Annotated in this window: 17 protein-coding genes; 7 read left to right on the top strand and 10 right to left on the bottom strand. The window is 62.9% G+C overall.

The window, feature by feature from the left end; genetic code table 11:
• Positions 1-212 precede the first annotated feature (212 nt).
• Positions 213-2,318, bottom strand: a complete 2,106-nt coding sequence (locus tag RQH62_RS12460) for a bifunctional (p)ppGpp synthetase/guanosine-3',5'-bis(diphosphate) 3'-pyrophosphohydrolase (RefSeq protein WP_311269073.1) — start codon at positions 2,316-2,318, stop codon at positions 213-215.
• 111 nt (positions 2,319-2,429) lie between these two features.
• Here RQH62_RS12460 and RQH62_RS12465 point away from each other — a divergent pair, with 111 nt between their 5' ends.
• The 3 genes from RQH62_RS12465 (at position 2,430) to RQH62_RS12475 (ending at position 5,115) form a co-directional block, all read left to right on the top strand.
• Positions 2,430-2,912 (top strand): helix-turn-helix domain-containing protein, encoded by a 483-nt coding sequence (locus tag RQH62_RS12465; protein ID WP_311269074.1) that lies wholly within the window; start codon positions 2,430-2,432, stop codon positions 2,910-2,912.
• A gap of 293 nt (positions 2,913-3,205) precedes the next feature.
• Positions 3,206-4,318 carry a histidine kinase gene (locus tag RQH62_RS12470; protein WP_311269075.1) on the top strand — a complete coding sequence of 371 codons (1,113 nt, stop codon included), beginning with the start codon at positions 3,206-3,208 and terminating at the stop codon, positions 4,316-4,318.
• Positions 4,315-5,115, top strand: coding sequence for a LytTR family DNA-binding domain-containing protein (locus RQH62_RS12475; protein WP_311269076.1), 801 nt, complete (start codon positions 4,315-4,317; stop codon positions 5,113-5,115). The genes RQH62_RS12470 and RQH62_RS12475 overlap by 4 nt, the downstream gene beginning before the upstream one ends.
• A 132-nt stretch (positions 5,116-5,247) precedes the next feature.
• Here RQH62_RS12475 and RQH62_RS12480 read toward each other — a convergent pair whose 3' ends face one another.
• A complete protein-coding gene (locus tag RQH62_RS12480) occupies positions 5,248-5,979 on the bottom strand; it encodes an SDR family oxidoreductase (RefSeq protein ID WP_311269077.1) in 732 nt (243 codons plus the stop codon).
• Between the two features lie 179 nt (positions 5,980-6,158).
• Here RQH62_RS12480 and RQH62_RS12485 point away from each other — a divergent pair, with 179 nt between their 5' ends.
• Entirely contained in the window at positions 6,159-7,052 is an 894-nt protein-coding gene (locus RQH62_RS12485; protein ID WP_311269078.1) for an AraC family transcriptional regulator, read from the top strand.
• 65 nt (positions 7,053-7,117) lie between these two features.
• On the opposite strand, the gene RQH62_RS12490 is transcribed toward RQH62_RS12485, so the two are convergent.
• From RQH62_RS12490 to RQH62_RS12500, 3 genes are all read right to left on the bottom strand, one after another.
• The gene (locus tag RQH62_RS12490) at positions 7,118-7,456 is read right to left on the bottom strand and encodes a hypothetical protein (protein ID WP_311269079.1); all 339 of its coding nucleotides are present in this window, start codon (positions 7,454-7,456) and stop codon (positions 7,118-7,120) included.
• 107 nt (positions 7,457-7,563) lie between these two features.
• Positions 7,564-7,746, bottom strand: a complete 183-nt coding sequence (locus RQH62_RS12495) for a hypothetical protein (RefSeq protein WP_311269080.1) — start codon at positions 7,744-7,746, stop codon at positions 7,564-7,566.
• Between the two features lie 287 nt (positions 7,747-8,033).
• On the bottom strand, positions 8,034-8,450 hold the full coding sequence (locus RQH62_RS12500) for a GtrA family protein (RefSeq protein ID WP_311269081.1): 417 nt from the start codon (positions 8,448-8,450) through the stop codon (positions 8,034-8,036).
• 45 nt (positions 8,451-8,495) lie between these two features.
• Between RQH62_RS12500 and RQH62_RS12505 the strand changes: the two genes are divergently transcribed.
• Positions 8,496-10,394: a hypothetical protein gene (locus tag RQH62_RS12505; RefSeq protein WP_311269082.1), complete on the top strand. Its 1,899-nt coding sequence runs from the start codon at positions 8,496-8,498 to the stop codon at positions 10,392-10,394.
• On the opposite strand, the gene RQH62_RS12510 is transcribed toward RQH62_RS12505, so the two are convergent.
• Both RQH62_RS12510 and RQH62_RS12515 read right to left on the bottom strand, forming a co-directional pair.
• Entirely contained in the window at positions 10,356-10,814 is a 459-nt protein-coding gene (locus RQH62_RS12510) for a nucleoside deaminase (protein WP_311269083.1), read from the bottom strand. The genes RQH62_RS12505 and RQH62_RS12510 overlap by 39 nt on opposite strands.
• 155 nt (positions 10,815-10,969) lie before the next feature.
• Positions 10,970-11,191 (bottom strand): hypothetical protein, encoded by a 222-nt coding sequence (locus RQH62_RS12515; RefSeq protein ID WP_311269084.1) that lies wholly within the window; start codon positions 11,189-11,191, stop codon positions 10,970-10,972.
• 146 nt (positions 11,192-11,337) lie between these two features.
• On the opposite strand from RQH62_RS12515, the gene rpmB reads away from it, so the two are divergent.
• Complete coding sequence (gene rpmB, locus RQH62_RS12520) at positions 11,338-11,631, top strand: 50S ribosomal protein L28 (RefSeq protein ID WP_120250800.1); 294 nt, start codon at positions 11,338-11,340, stop codon at positions 11,629-11,631.
• 219 nt (positions 11,632-11,850) lie between these two features.
• Here rpmB and RQH62_RS12525 read toward each other — a convergent pair whose 3' ends face one another.
• Positions 11,851-12,834, bottom strand: a complete 984-nt coding sequence (locus RQH62_RS12525) for an esterase-like activity of phytase family protein (RefSeq protein ID WP_311269085.1) — start codon at positions 12,832-12,834, stop codon at positions 11,851-11,853.
• 188 nt (positions 12,835-13,022) lie between these two features.
• Here RQH62_RS12525 and RQH62_RS12530 point away from each other — a divergent pair, with 188 nt between their 5' ends.
• On the top strand, positions 13,023-13,481 hold the full coding sequence (locus RQH62_RS12530; protein WP_311269086.1) for a glycine zipper 2TM domain-containing protein: 459 nt from the start codon (positions 13,023-13,025) through the stop codon (positions 13,479-13,481).
• Positions 13,482-13,540: 59 nt separating this feature from the next.
• Here the strand turns inward: RQH62_RS12530 and RQH62_RS12535 are convergent, their stop codons facing one another.
• Together RQH62_RS12535 and RQH62_RS12540 are read right to left on the bottom strand one after the other, a co-directional pair.
• Positions 13,541-13,783 (bottom strand): hypothetical protein, encoded by a 243-nt coding sequence (locus RQH62_RS12535; protein WP_311269087.1) that lies wholly within the window; start codon positions 13,781-13,783, stop codon positions 13,541-13,543.
• Between the two features lie 78 nt (positions 13,784-13,861).
• Positions 13,862-14,077 (bottom strand): circumsporozoite protein, encoded by a 216-nt coding sequence (locus tag RQH62_RS12540; RefSeq protein ID WP_311269088.1) that lies wholly within the window; start codon positions 14,075-14,077, stop codon positions 13,862-13,864.
• Positions 14,078-14,195: the final 118 nt, after the last annotated feature.

Raw genomic sequence — 14,195 nt, forward strand, 5'->3', positions numbered from 1 at the left:
TGATGCCTGCGTAGCTTTAGCACGGGTAGGATAGAAGCGTTCGTGCTGAACAGGGACCGAGCGCCTGGGATGCCTGTATCGAAGGCATTGAACAGCCGTACTTCGATACGCCACTTCGACTTCGCTCAGCGGCTACTCAGGACGAACGGAGGTGGGACATCTCCTATCATCTCGCTTTGAAAATGCCCGAACGGGCATTTTCAAAGCGCGCCTCAGACCCGGTCGGCCTGCACCACCACGTCGATCGCGCGCAACGCCGACAGGATGCGGTTGAGATGCTGCGCGTCGGCGACTTCCAGATCGATGATGTCGGTGTGGAAGGGGCCTTCGCGGTTGACCAGTTGCAGGTTGAGGATGTTCGCCTTGGTTGCGCCGAAGACATTGGCGACGGCGGCGAGGGCGCCCGGCTGGTTCTTGACGATGACGGAGAGGCGGGCGGTGCCGCCCTTCGACTTGCTGTCCCAGCTAAGGTCGACCCAGTCGTCGTCCTGCTCCACCTCCAGCGATCGGCAGTCGATGGTGTGGACCTCGATCGGTTCGCCGGTGCGGCGGACGCCGACGATGCGGTCGCCGGGCACGGGATGGCAGCAATCGCCCAGATTATAGGCGATGCCGGGCGTCAGGCCGCGAATGGACACCGGCTCATGCTGGCGCGGATGGGCTTCTTCCATGCCCTCATGCGAGGTGGAGCCGGGGATCAGCGCCTCCATCACTTCGCTGTCGAGCAGGCGATGGGTGGCGATCGCCACCATCAGCGCGGCGCGATCCTCCAGCTTCAGGCGCTTGAGGGCGGCGGTCACGGCCTTGTCGCCCAGCTCCTTGGCAAGGTCGGGGGAGAAGCGGCTGACGATTTCCTCATAGAGTTTCTCGCCCAGCTTGATTTCCTCGCCCCGCTGTTTCTGGCGGATATAGCGGCGGATGGCGGCGCGGGCCTTGCCGGTGATGGCGAAGGTCAGCCAGCCCGGTTGCGGTTCCTGCCCTTCGGATTTCAGGATTTCGACCTGATCGCCATTTTCAAGATTGGTGCGCAGCGGCACGACGCGGCCATTGACCTTGGCCCCCACCGTCTGGTTGCCGAGCGATGTGTGGACGGCATAGGCGAAGTCGACCGGGGTCGACCCCTTGGGCATCTGATGCAGTTCGCCCTTGGGCGAGAAGGCGAAGATGCGGTCCTGATACATGGCCATGCGGGTATGTTCGAGCAGTTCGTCGGCATCCTGGCTCTGTTCCAGGATTTCGACGAGGTCGCGCAGCCAGGCGGCATGATGGTCGGTGGCGTCCCCCTTCTGCTTATAGGCCCAGTGCGCGGCGAGGCCGAGTTCCGCGTCATTATGCATGTCGCGGCTGCGAATCTGCACTTCGATCCGGGCATTGTCCTGATGGATGACCGTGGTGTGCAGCGACTGATAGCCGTTGCGCTTGGGCGTGGAGATATAATCCTTGAACCGGCCGGGCACCATCTTGAAGGTCTGGTGGATGATGCCGAGCGCGCGGTAGCAATCCTCATGGCTGTCGGTGATGACGCGGAAGGCCATGACGTCGGTCAGCTGCTCGAAGCTGATGTGGCGTTCCTGCATCTTCCTGAAGATGGAATAGGGGTGTTTTTCGCGGCCGGAGACGCTGACCGACATGCCCTTGCCCGCCAGCAGCAATTGCAGTTCGGCGCCGATCCGGTCGACCTTGTCATGGCCGCCTTCCTTCAGCTGCTCCAGCCGCTTGGTGATGCTGGCATAGGCTTCCGGCTCGATCTCGCGGAAGGAGAGCAACTGCATTTCCCGCATGAAATCATACATGCCGATGCGTTCGGCAAGCGGGGCATAGATATCCATCGTCTCCTTGGCGATGCGGCGGCGCTTGTCGGGATTCTTGATGAAGTGCAGCGTGCGCATATTGTGCAGCCGGTCGGCCAGCTTCACCAGCAGCACGCGGATGTCGTCCGACATGGCGAGCAGGAATTTGCGGAGATTTTCCGCCGCCCGCTCATTTTCGGACATGGCTTCGATCTTGGACAGCTTCGTCACGCCGTCGACCATGCGCGCGACATCCTTGCCGAACGCGCTTTCGATCTCCTCATAGGTGACGAGCGTATCTTCGATCGTGTCGTGCAGCAGCGCGGTCACGATCGTCTGGTCGTCCAGGTTGAAGTCGGTCAGGATGCCCGCCACCTCGATCGGGTGGCTGAAATAGGGGTCGCCGCTGGCACGTTTTTGCGAGCCATGTTTCTGGACCGAAAAGACGTAGGCGCGGTTGATCATCGCTTCGTCCGCATCCGGATCGTAGCGCTTTACCCGTTCGACAAGTTCATATTGACGCAGCATCGTTGCCCGATTGTGTGAGAACGGGCTTGCGGTGCAACAAAAAAATCCCATTTGGCATGAATAAGGCTGCGATTTTGCAACGCCTGTTGCTTTGCGCTATGCGTGACGGTCATGAAACATAACCTTGCTCAGGATCTGGAACAATGCGCGTTGCCCAGCGCGCTGGAGATGATGGGCGAACGCTGGTCGTTCCTCATCCTGCGCGGCGCGCTGTCGGGCATCCGCCATTTCGAGGAGTTTCAGTCCACGCTGGGTATCGCCCGCAACATATTGGCCAACCGCCTGTCGCGGCTGGTCGAGAACGGCATTTTGGTGCGCCAGCCTATGCAATGCGACCGGCGCAAGGTCGAATATCGGCTGACCGAAAAGGGGCAGGGGCTGGCGCCGGCCATGATCGCGCTGCGCCAGTGGGGCGAGAAATGGGGCTGCGGCACCCCCGCCTGTCAGGTGCTGGCCGACAAGCGCGATGGCCAGCCGATCCGGCCGATCGGCATATTGGCGCATGACGGGCGCACGCTGGAACTGGCCGATCTGGTCTGGCTGTGCACCGACGAGGTGACGCCGATGACGGAAGAGCCGGCCGCGGCGGCTTGATGCGGATTTGGATGAGGAAACCTGGCGCAGTGGTTGCGCTTGGCTTGTGACGTCGCATCCCACTCACCCAGCTGCGACTAGGCAGCAAGCTGCCAAGTCTGCGCAGCCCTCTCCCCCGCAGCGGAGAGGGATATAGCGGCAGCCCGGAACAAGCATCTTTGACCGTCGGCATAAATGGTGTGGACCTCGTTGGATTTTGATTGAATCGAAATCGTGGTCCAGTTTTTGTCTGCCGTGATTTCCGAGCCGTGAAATGTTCCATTTCACTCGAAATCACTCTAAGTCTGGACGCAATGTCCGTCACCGTTCCCCGCATCAAGCCGCAGCCCTTCTTCGCTGACAAGAATCGCGCCTTCTGGAATCTCCAGTCGCTGGGATGGGCCGGGGCCTTCCTGCTGCGCGGATCGTCCACCATCGCCAATGGCCAGCCGCTCTCCAGCCTGGTGCCGGTGCTGATTTCCACCGTCAGCGGTTATTCGGTGACGCTGCTGATCGCGGTGATGTTCCGCTTTCTGGTCAAGAAGCGGCCGATCATTACCTGGGGCGTGTCGATCGTGACGGTGGTGGCCGCTGCGGCGCTGGTCGCGTTCATCGACGCCTGGGTGTTTTCGACGCAGAACCGGGCAAGCGAGACGGCGGGGCTGCAACTGTTTCTGGGCGCCTTCTATCTGTCGATGACGCTGCTGGGGGCATGGTCGTCGCTTTATTATGCGATCAATTTTTACTTGACGGTGGAGGAGCAGGCGGATCAGCTGCTGCGGCTGGAGAATCAGGCGGCGAACGCGCAGCTGGCGATGCTGCGGTATCAGCTGAACCCGCATTTCCTGTTCAATACGCTCAACAGCATTTCCACGCTGGTGCTGCTTAAGCAGACCGACCGGGCCAATGCGATGCTGTCGCGGCTCTCCTCCTTCCTGCGCTATACGCTGATCAACGAGCCGACCGCGCAGGTGACGATCGAGCAGGAAATCGAGACGCTGAAACTTTATCTGGAGATAGAGAAGATGCGGTTCGAGGATCGGCTGCGCCCGGTCTTCACCATCGACCCGGCGGTGGCGCAGGCGCGGCTGCCGTCGCTCCTGCTCCAGCCGCTGGTCGAAAATGCGATCAAATATGCGGTGACGCCCAAGGAGGAGGGGGCCGAAATCGCGGTTACGGCGCAGCCTGCCGGGGATAACGTCCGGATCGTCGTATCGGACAGCGGGCCGGGATTGAACGAAGGCGGAATGAAGCCGCACATTCCCATGAGCGAGGGGACGGGCGTGGGCCTGCCGAACATCCGGGACCGATTAATTCAGGCCTTCGGGGAACGACAGAGCTTCGAAACGCGTTCCACGCCGGGCGGATTTTCGGTCATCATCGAATTTCCGCTTAACATGGATGAAACATCGAAAGTGGCCGCATGACCATCAGAACAATCCTCGTCGATGACGAAAGCCTGGCCATTCAAGGGCTCCAGCTGCGTCTGCAAGCGCATGAGGATGTCGAAATTATCGAAACCTGCAACAACGGCCGCGAAGCCATCCGCGCGATCAAGACGCATAAACCCGACCTTGTGTTCCTCGACATTCAGATGCCCGGCTTCGACGGCTTTTCCGTCGTGCAGGGCCTGATGGAGGTGGAGCCGCCCCTCGTCATCTTCTGCACCGCCTATAGCGACCATGCGATCCGCGCGTTCGAGGCGCAGGCGGTCGATTACCTCATGAAGCCGGTGGACGAAGGCCGTCTGGCCGACGCGCTGGACCGCGTGCGCCAGCGGCTGAACGAAAAGCGGCAGGTGCAGGAAGTCGAAAAGCTGCGCGAGGTACTGGCCGAAGTCGCGCCGCAGGCGATGAGCGATTTCGTGACCGACGATGATTCGCCCGCATCCAGCCGGTTCGAAAAGCTGATCAACATCAAGGATCGCGGCCAGATTTTCCGCGTCGACGTGGATTCGATCGAGCGGATCGACGCGGCGGGCGACTATATGTGCATCTATACCGCCGACAATTCGCTGATCCTGCGCGAGACGATGAAGGATCTGGAAAAGCGGCTGGACCCGCGCAATTTCCAGCGCGTGCATCGCTCGACCATCGTGAATCTGAGCCAGGTGCGGCAGGTGAAGCCCCACACCAATGGCGAATGTTTCCTGGTGCTGGAAAGCGGCGCGCAGGTGAAGGTCAGCCGGTCGTACCGCGATGTGGTGGCGCGGTTCGTGCATTGATCTGAACCGCCCCCTTCGACTGACTGCTTGCAGCAGTCGCTCAGGACAGGCTTCGACAGGCTCAGGGCGAACGAAAGTGGGTGTCATGTAAATGGGCCGCCTCATTGTCAGGCGGCCCATTTGCCTATGCGCTCAATCCATCGTCCGCACCGGGCGCACGATCAGTTCGTTGACATCGACATCGGCGGGCTGTTCCACCGCATAGGCGATGGCGCGGGCGATCGCGTCCGGGGTGAGGGCGATGGCACGGAAATCCTGCATCGCGGCGGCGGCGCCCGCTTCGGTGATGGTGCCGGCCAGTTCGGATTCCACCACGCCCGGCGACACCACGGTCACGCGGATATCGTCATGTTCCATGCGCAGCCCATCGGAAATGGCGCGGACCGCATATTTGGTGGCGCTGTAGACGCCGCAGGTCGGCCAGACGCGATAGCCACCGATCGATGAGATATTGACGAAATGGCCGCTGCGCTGCGCCTTGAACCGGGGCAGGGCGGCGGCAATGCCGTGCAGGACGCCGCGAATATTGACGTCGATCATCCGGTCCCATTCATCCACCTTCAGGCTGTCGAAGCGCGAGAGCGGCATGAGGCCGGCATTGTTGACGAGCACGTCGATGCGGCCAAATTCGGCCTCCGTCGCGGCGATGAAGGCCTCGACATCGGCGCGGTCGGTGACGTCCAGTGCGCGGAAGGCGACCGTGCCGCCGGCCGCGTTGAGTTCGTCGGCAAGGCTGGCCAGCCGGTCGGTGCGCCGCGCGCCCAGCATCAGCTTCGCGCCGCGCGCCGCCAGCAGCCGCGCCGTGCCTTCTCCAATGCCGCTGCTGGCGCCGGTGATCGCGATGATTTTGGTGTCGATTGCCATGTCCTGTCTCCCAGATTGGGCGGATCGACGGTCGATCCGATGGCTTATGGATGCGCCATCATGAGGGTGGGGCGGTAGAATGGGCTTGCGCGATGATTGCACGATTTTCCAGATGTGGAATGGGCGGGCTGTTCGGGTGAAGGCATGACGGATAAGATCGGTGGTAAGGAGAAAGCCAGATGTCGCATGATGCCCTTGGTCAGCAGATTGCCCGATATGCCGATGGCGACGGGATCGTCGATACGGCCATCCCGCGCCTGACGCTGGTGCGCTGGAGCCATGCGGACGAGCCGGTGCATATGCTCCAGCGGCCCGCGCTCTGCATCATCGCGCAGGGGGCCAAGCGGGTGATGCTGGGCGATAGCGTGGTGGCCTATGGGCCGGCCAGCTATCTGGTCACCTCGCTCGACCTGCCGATCACCGGCATGGTGACGCAGGCGAGCGACGATGCGCCCTATCTCTGCTTCTGCCTCTATCTCGATCCGGTGCTGCTGTCCGATATCGCCATTTCACTGCCGCCCGCCGCGCCGGTGGCGGAGGGGAGCGCATTGTCGCTGCATCCGATCACGCCGGAATTGCTGGATGCGGCGAGCCGGCTGACGGCTTTGCTGGGCGATCCGGCGGGCGCGCCGCTGCTGGCGCCGATCATCGAGCGGGAATTGCTGGTGCGGCTGATGACCGGGCCGAGCGGCGGCATCGTGCGCGCGATCGCGGCGGGGGAGAGCCGGACGGGGCAGATTGCGCGGGCGATCGGCTGGCTCAAGGCGCATTTCCGCGAGCCGTATAATGGGCCGGGGCTGGCCGATCTGGCGGGGATGAGCGTGTCGAGTTTCCACGAGCATTTCCGCCGCGCGACCGCGATGACGCCGCTGCAATATCAGAAGCAGTTGCGGTTGCAGGCGGCGCGCACGCTGATGCTGGCGGACCGGCTGGACGCGGCGGAGGCGGGGTTTCGCGTGGGCTATGACAGCCCGTCGCAATTCAGCCGCGAATATCGCCGCCTCTTCGGCGCGCCGCCGGTGCGGGATATGGGGCGGCTCAGGGCGCTGCCGCAGGTGGCGATGGCGATTTGAGGGGGGGGCTTTGGGTGGTTAGGGGACTGTCCGGTCCGGAACACCATAGTTTGAAATCAGACGCCTCAGTGTGATTGCCGCTTGTCTCGAAGCCGACGCCAAATTGCGTAGCCTGTCGATGTGGGTAGCGCGATGATTAGATAAGTTACCGGAGCTAAAAGCCCCCATGCCAATATTGCCGCGAAATCTGCCCGTCCCGGATTGCCATGAATATTTGGATCATAATTATCTGGGATCGGTGTCGGGAATGATGAAACATAGACCGCAAACGCGAAAAAGATAATTGGTAGAAGCCCAAGTCGAAGCAGCCACCATCGCAAAGGAAAGCGTTCGTCAAAAATTGCGCTGAGGAGGTAGCTAAGGCCAACAATCGTAAGTGGCGGAACCAATATAAGAGCGGTCATGACACAGCCTCGAGCGATTGCTTGAATGCAATCATAGTTGCAACGACCGGTTTTGGCGAAGCTATTTCCGTCCGTAAAAGTCCAGAAATGGTCGGTAGCTGATAGGCTCAAAAATCATGGCTGGTTGAGACAGCCATGTAGATCATCCAGCCCAACACCGTATTCACCCCCATCACGCATATTATGCCGATGGCTGCCTGCCCACGTTTGCCATCCAAAAGATCGTGAAATCCCCGCCAAAATCCAAACGCTATATTCAGTATCCAAACCAACGACGCTACAATCACCACGGCTGTCACTCCCATGACCCAAAACGAGGTATGGCAGCTTTTAGGGTTTCATCGAAAGAGGCTGAACGGCAATTTCTGGTCGGTAGCGGACTTGTCCCTTCATTTGATCTTCAACCGTCATCCCAGCGAAGGCTGGGATCTCAGGCAGGCGCACGCTGCGTTGACGGATAGCGCAAGACGGCCAGCCTCCTTCTATTGTCGCCTGAGACCCCAGCCTTCGCTGGGGTGACGGCTATTGGGTAAGTGGGAAGGAGCACGATAAGTCCGTCATTGGTCGTTGGAAGTCATCACCTAAACACCCACTGCCGGTTCAGTCCGAACATCACTGCCGGCGTCACGAAGAGCATGGCGGGGATGGGGGACCATTCGGGCCAGCCCATATGGGTGACGCACAGGAACACCCAGAGCGCGTTGAGGGCGTAGCTGATCAGCGAGACGATGACGAATTTCGCGCCGCGCGCGGCGTGGCTGGTGTCGCCGCCATGGCCGCGGAAGGTGAAGAGGCTGTGGCTGACATAGCCGATCGCGACGGCGGCGAGATAGCCGATGAAATTGGCGGCCTGCGGATGGAAGCCGGCGAGCGCCGCGAGGCTCCAGTAGATCGCGGCCTGACAGGCGGTGACGAACAGGCCGGTCACGCCATAGCGGACGATCTGCCAGAAGAGCGCGCCATGTTCTGCATAAAGTCGTGACAGATATTTCATGGCCGGCCCCGTTGCGCTTTGATGCGGAGCGTCTAATCGACAGCCATGACCTTGCCTAGCCGCGATATCCTGTGCGCCCGCGCGCGCCATTGGGCGCCGATCCTGACCGCTTATGCGCAGCGGCACTGGAAATGGCTGACCTTCCTGATCTGGATCGTCATCGCCATCGTCATGGTCGCGACGCGCTGGCCCGCCGTTCACTGGCTGGTGCTGAGCGATACGGACGATAATATCCGCTATGTGCAGGTGAAGGACTGGCTGGCGGGGCAGGGCTGGTATGACCTGCGCCAATATCGGCTCGATCCGCCGGGCGGGGCGAATATCCACTGGTCGCGGCTGGTCGACATTCCGATCGCGGGTTTGATCCTCTTCTTTCGCGCCTTCGTCGATCAGGGGCTGGCCGACCGGCTGGCCTGCGCCATCGCGCCGTTGCTGCCGTTGTTGCTGCTGATGCTGAGCCTGGGCTTTATCGGGCGGCGGCTGGCCGGGCCGAACGGCTGGGTGCTGGCGGTGCTGGCGCCGCTGGCCGCGCAGATGGGGCTGGGCATGTATGCGCCGATGCGGATCGACCATCATGGCTGGCAACTGGCGCTGGCGGTGACGATGCTGGCCGGCGTGATCGACGGTAATCGCCTGCGCGGCGGGGTGATGGCGGGGATCAGCAGCGCGCTGTCGATCGCCATCGGCATGGAGATGATCGTCTATCTGGCGGCGGGCGGCGGGTTGATCGCGCTGCGTTGGGTCTTCCGGCCGGGGGCGGAGCGGCGGATGCTGCCCTATGGGCTGAGCCTCGCGGGGGCGACGTCGCTCTGTTATGTGCTGTTTGCCAGTTACGCCAATCGCGAAATGGTGTGCGACGCGATATCGCCCATCTGGGTGGCGGTGTTCGGCGCGGCGGGCGCGGGCATGGTGATCCTGTCGATCGCGCCGCTGCGGACATGGCCGGTGCGATTGGCGGCGGGCGCTGTCGTGGGCGGCGCGGTTGCGGCGTTTTTCTATCTGAACTGGCCGCAATGCCTGACCCCCTATCAGATTTCGCCGGAGTTGCAGCGGCTGTGGCTCGCCAATATCCGGGAGGCCAAGCCGATCACGGCGCAGGCGCAATCCATGGTCGTGCCGCTGCTGGCGGTGCCGGCGGCGGGGCTGGTCGGTCTGCTCTGGGCGCTGTGGGATGCGCGGCGGGACAGCGAGCGGCTCTGGGCCTGGGCGACGGTCGGCGCGATGATGCTCTTTTCCACCGCGCTGCTCTTCTGGCAGTTGCGGGCCGGGCCGGCGGCGCAGTTGCTGGCGATTCCGCCTGCCGCCTGGGCCGCGCACCGGCTGGTCGCGGCGGTCCTGACGGGGACGCGCCGGGTACGGATCGCGGCCGGGGTGGGCGTGGCGCTGCTGGCGGCGATCGCCTGCGCCTATCCGCTCTATCCGCAACTGGTGAAGCTGTATCAGGAGGCGACGGGGACGAAGCCCAGGCCCTGGCGCCCATCGGCGATCGCGCGCACCGACGCGATCAAGAAGGCGAACGGGCGATGCCGCACGCTGCCCGCGCTGGAGGTGCTGGATCAGTTGCCGCCCGCGACCATCTTCACCATGGTCGATCTGGGGCCGCGCCTGATCGCGACGACGCATCATAGCGCTATCGCCGGTCCCTATCATCGCAACGGCGCGACGATCCTGGACATGCACCATGCCTATGACGGGCCGGCGGATGGCTTCCGTACGATCGCGGCGAAGCATCATGCCACCTATCTGCTGGTCTGCCCGAACTTCCCGGAAGGGACGATCTACCAATCGCGCAGCCCGCGCGGTTTCTATGCCGGGCTGATGCGGGGGGCGATTCCGAACTGGCTGGTGCCGGTGACGCTGAAGACGGGCATGACGTTGCCGTACCAGCTTTACCGGATCAATTACTCAGCGTCGGGCGGCGAAAAAGTCGCGGAGCAGCGCTGAGGCTTCGGCTTCGGCGAGGCCGCCATAGACTTCGGGGCGGTGCAGGCATTGCGGCTGGGCGAAGAGGCGCGGCCCCTGTTCGATTGCGCCGCCTTTGGGATCGCCCACCGCATAATAAAGCCGGGCGATGCGGGCGTGCGATATGGCGCCTGTGCACATCGGGCAGGGCTCCAGCGTGACCCACAGGTCGCAGCCGGTCAGGCGATAGTCGCCCAGATGCGCGGCGGCGGCGCGCATCGCGACGATTTCGGCATGGGCGGTGGGGTCATTGTCGCGGCGGTTGCGATTCTCGCCCTCGCCGATGATGGCGCCATCCTTCGTCACGACGGCGCCGATCGGCACTTCGCCCGCCGCCTCGGCCGCGCGGGCAAGGTCGAGGGCATGGCGCATGGGCGCGGGCAGGGGAAAGGGCGGAGCCATCAGCCCCGCCCGTTACAGGATTGTCAGCCCGAGCGGAAGGATCGGAGCAAGTAGGCATTGCACCGGTCCGTTGCCCTGCCCGGATACCCTATGAAAGTATCAGGTAGGAGGCCTGGTGGGGGAGCGGGCCGGCGCGGTGCCTCAATCAAAGTAATTTAGGGCTTCTTCACGTCCACCGTGGGAACGTCGACCGTTTCCTTGCGGGTGCCGACCTGCACCTTGGCGACGTTCGCTTCATATTTGGGCAGCGCGCCTTCCTTGACCGCGACTTCGGGCAGGCGGCCATCCTGTGTTTTTTGCAGGTCGATGAAGCCGGTGGCGATGCCGCCGGCCAGAACCAGCAAAATGATGACCAATAATCCACCAATGACTCGCATTTGTCCCTCCTCTGGGTTAGTTGCCCTTTCAACGCGTGGGGTCGCAGAGGGTTGCGATCCTGCCTTGCTGCGGCTTGACGGGGACGACGAATCCCGTTATCGGCGCGGCTTTCCGAACGAACCCGAATTTCAAAGGTTGATTGACTATGTCGCGCATTTGCGAGCTGACCGGTAAGGGTCGCCAGGTGGGTCACAATGTTTCCCACGCCAATAACAAGACCAAGCGCGTGTTCCTGCCGAACCTGCAGAACGTGTCGCTGATCTCCGAGACGCTGGAAACCACCGTGAAGCTGCGCGTGTCGACCCATGGTCTGCGTTCGGTCGAACATAATGGCGGCCTGGACAACTGGCTGGTCAAGACCAACGACGACAAGCTGTCGTTGAAGGCTCGTCGCCTGAAGCGCGACATCGTCAAGAAGAAGGCTGCCGTCGCAGCCTGATTTCTGACCGATTCGTTTCGGCATAAGGAGCGGCCCCTCACCGGGCCGCTTTTTTGCGTTTGAATTTGGTGGTGCATGATATTTCACCCCTCCCGCTTGCGGTAGGGGTGGCGAGACCTGCGCGCGCAGCGCTCTAGTCGCAGCGGGGTGGGCCGTAGCGATGTTCAGCCCACCCCCTTAGCCCCCTCCCGCCAGCGGGAGGGGGAATAATCTGGTCGTTCAATCCATCCCGAATTTCAGCAGCAATGTGCGCTGAAAGAATTCGTGATTGTCGTCGGATATGATCCAGATGACCGGGCGGCCATTTTCGTGGGACACCGCCAGCCCCTCATAATTGTCGGCCAGCAAGGGCGGGGCCAGCCGGGCGAGGGTGCGGGCCTTGAGTTCTGTGCCCGGCTCCAGTCTTTCGGGCAGGTCGACGATGGCGATCACGCCGGTGAAGAGTTGCTCCACGGTCAGGCGGCGGTTGAGCACCAGAAGGTGTCGGGCGTCCAGCGCCACCGCGTCGGTCGGGCGATAGCCGCGCGGCGCGGTGTAGCGCAGGTGGATGGGGCTGGGCGTATCCTTTTCAGCCGGGTCGCCGGCGAAGAGCAGGCTGTCGTGCCGTCCGTCCGCGGTCATCCCCATTTCGCCGATCGCCAGAAAGCGGCCATCGGGCAGGCGGGCGAGGGATTCGATCGACCCGGTCTTGGGCCATGCCATGATCTCCGGCCAGGTGCGGCACGCTTCCACGCGGGCAAAGCCGGGGCTGTAGCGGCAGATGGCCTGTTGCAACTCGAACCCCACCCAATAGCGGCCGGTCGCCGGATCATGGGTCAGGCTTTCCGAATCCCATGCCCACCATGGGCGATGGCGGTCCTGCGGGCGGATCGGCAGCGGGGCGATGAAGGGATGGCCCTCGCCAGCGCCGGGCGCGACGCGGAATCCCATCAATATGCCGGAATCGCTGAGGCCCAATATATCACCCGCCGGCGACACCAGCAGCGCGGAAATACCGCCAAAGCCGGGATTGGCGCTCTCCAGCTGCCAGCCGCCCAGATAGGTGAGAGCGCCGACATGGCTGAGGCCGGGGTCGATGCTGCTGAGCGGCAGGGGGCGGGCGGTGACCAGCAGGGTGCCGGGGCGCACCACTTCCGGCTTTCCCATATGCGGGGCCGGCAGCAGCAGGATGGCAAGGAGGAGGACGATCAGGATTCGCTGCATCGCGCCTGCCATAGGGCATAATCCGGCAGGACGCAGCACAGCTGTGACGGGCCGTTTGCAGGTGAACGGCGGCTGACACCCCCATTCAGGCTCGGCTCAAGGCGAATCGGTCATAAGGATATCAATCGAAGGGCAATCCCGTTCTTTTCAACGGCCGCCCAAGAGGATGGCATATGAGGAGAAGCGCCATGAAGATGAAGTTTCTTGTAAATCTGGGAGCCGCTCTGGCCATGGGCGCCGCTTCCTTTGCCATGACGGCGACCCCGGCTGCGGCGCGCGACCATTATTATCGCGGTGGCTATGACCGTGGCGACTATTATCGCGGCGGATACGACCGTGGCTATCGCGGTGATCGTGGCTGGCGCGGTGATCGCGGCTATCGCGGTTACCGCAACGACGGCTATCGCGGCTATCGCGGCGACGGCTATTATCGCAACAGCTATCGTGGCGGGTATCGCGGCGGCTATCGCTGCCGGGACAATGGCACGGGCGGCACCATCATCGGCGCGATTGCCGGTGGCCTGCTCGGTAACGAAGTCGGCAAGGGTTCGGGCCGCTATGGCCGTCGCGGCGACGGCACCACGGGCGCCATCATCGGCGCGGGCGTGGGTGCGCTGGCCGGCCGGGCGATCGACCGCAACTGCTAAGGCCTTATTGAAGGCTGAATGATGAGGAGGGTCGTCCCGATGGGGCGGCCCTTTTCGCGTCAGGGCTTTGGCGCGGGCTGCGGCGCGACGCGTTTGCGGTCGGCGCCGGCAGCGGTGATGGCAGCGGGGTTGAGGCCGGGATCGGCGCTTTGGGCGGCGCCGGTGCGCGCGTCCAGTTGCGCGGCGGCGTCATTCAGCGCCTGGGCTTCGCCGGCACTGACGCCGCCGACGCCATCCTGCGATCCCGATCCGCAGGCGGCCAGCATGAGAAGGGCGGCGAGGGGGAGGAGAGGACGGACCATGATATGCTCCAAAAGAAAAAGGGCCGCCCCGTTGTCGGTGCGACCCTTTCCTAAATTCCAGACCCGAACGGGACTGAATTACATCGCGTTCGAAGCGTTGTTGGTCGCGTTCGAAGCCGCGTTCGCAGCGTTGTCGGCAGCGTTCAGCGCGGCGTTCATGGCGTTGTCGGCAGCGTTCGAGGCGTTCTCGGCCGAGTTGGCGGCGTTGTTGGCAGCGTTTTCAGCACCGCCCGAGCAAGCGGCCAGGCCGAGCGAAGCGGCGAGAACGAGCGAAAGAGCAATCGACTTGGTCATGGGTTTAAACCCCTCTCTGAGAAAAATAAAAATGCAGACCACTCTCGGAGAAAAGCTCACCCCCCATTGCGCCTGCGGGCCGATTCGTACTGCCTTGGAATGCGCAAGGCAATCCCAT

Source organism: Sphingobium sp. WCS2017Hpa-17, from assembly GCF_031843765.1.
Taxonomy (GTDB): Bacteria; Pseudomonadota; Alphaproteobacteria; order Sphingomonadales; family Sphingomonadaceae; genus Sphingobium.

Coding starts and splice junctions, on each gene's coding strand:
- RQH62_RS12460 (WP_311269073.1), bottom strand. CDS start 2,318: ATGCTGCGTCAATATGAACTTGTCGAACGGGTAAAGCGCTACGATCCG.
- RQH62_RS12465 (WP_311269074.1), top strand. CDS start 2,430: ATGAAACATAACCTTGCTCAGGATCTGGAACAATGCGCGTTGCCCAGC.
- RQH62_RS12470 (WP_311269075.1), top strand. CDS start 3,206: ATGTCCGTCACCGTTCCCCGCATCAAGCCGCAGCCCTTCTTCGCTGAC.
- RQH62_RS12475 (WP_311269076.1), top strand. CDS start 4,315: ATGACCATCAGAACAATCCTCGTCGATGACGAAAGCCTGGCCATTCAA.
- RQH62_RS12480 (WP_311269077.1), bottom strand. CDS start 5,979: ATGGCAATCGACACCAAAATCATCGCGATCACCGGCGCCAGCAGCGGC.
- RQH62_RS12485 (WP_311269078.1), top strand. CDS start 6,159: ATGTCGCATGATGCCCTTGGTCAGCAGATTGCCCGATATGCCGATGGC.
- RQH62_RS12490 (WP_311269079.1), bottom strand. CDS start 7,456: ATGACCGCTCTTATATTGGTTCCGCCACTTACGATTGTTGGCCTTAGC.
- RQH62_RS12500 (WP_311269081.1), bottom strand. CDS start 8,450: ATGAAATATCTGTCACGACTTTATGCAGAACATGGCGCGCTCTTCTGG.
- RQH62_RS12505 (WP_311269082.1), top strand. CDS start 8,496: ATGACCTTGCCTAGCCGCGATATCCTGTGCGCCCGCGCGCGCCATTGG.
- RQH62_RS12510 (WP_311269083.1), bottom strand. CDS start 10,814: ATGGCTCCGCCCTTTCCCCTGCCCGCGCCCATGCGCCATGCCCTCGAC.
- RQH62_RS12515 (WP_311269084.1), bottom strand. CDS start 11,191: ATGCGAGTCATTGGTGGATTATTGGTCATCATTTTGCTGGTTCTGGCC.
- rpmB (WP_120250800.1), top strand. CDS start 11,338: ATGTCGCGCATTTGCGAGCTGACCGGTAAGGGTCGCCAGGTGGGTCAC.
- RQH62_RS12525 (WP_311269085.1), bottom strand. CDS start 12,834: ATGCAGCGAATCCTGATCGTCCTCCTCCTTGCCATCCTGCTGCTGCCG.
- RQH62_RS12530 (WP_311269086.1), top strand. CDS start 13,023: ATGAAGATGAAGTTTCTTGTAAATCTGGGAGCCGCTCTGGCCATGGGC.
- RQH62_RS12535 (WP_311269087.1), bottom strand. CDS start 13,783: ATGGTCCGTCCTCTCCTCCCCCTCGCCGCCCTTCTCATGCTGGCCGCC.
- RQH62_RS12540 (WP_311269088.1), bottom strand. CDS start 14,077: ATGACCAAGTCGATTGCTCTTTCGCTCGTTCTCGCCGCTTCGCTCGGC.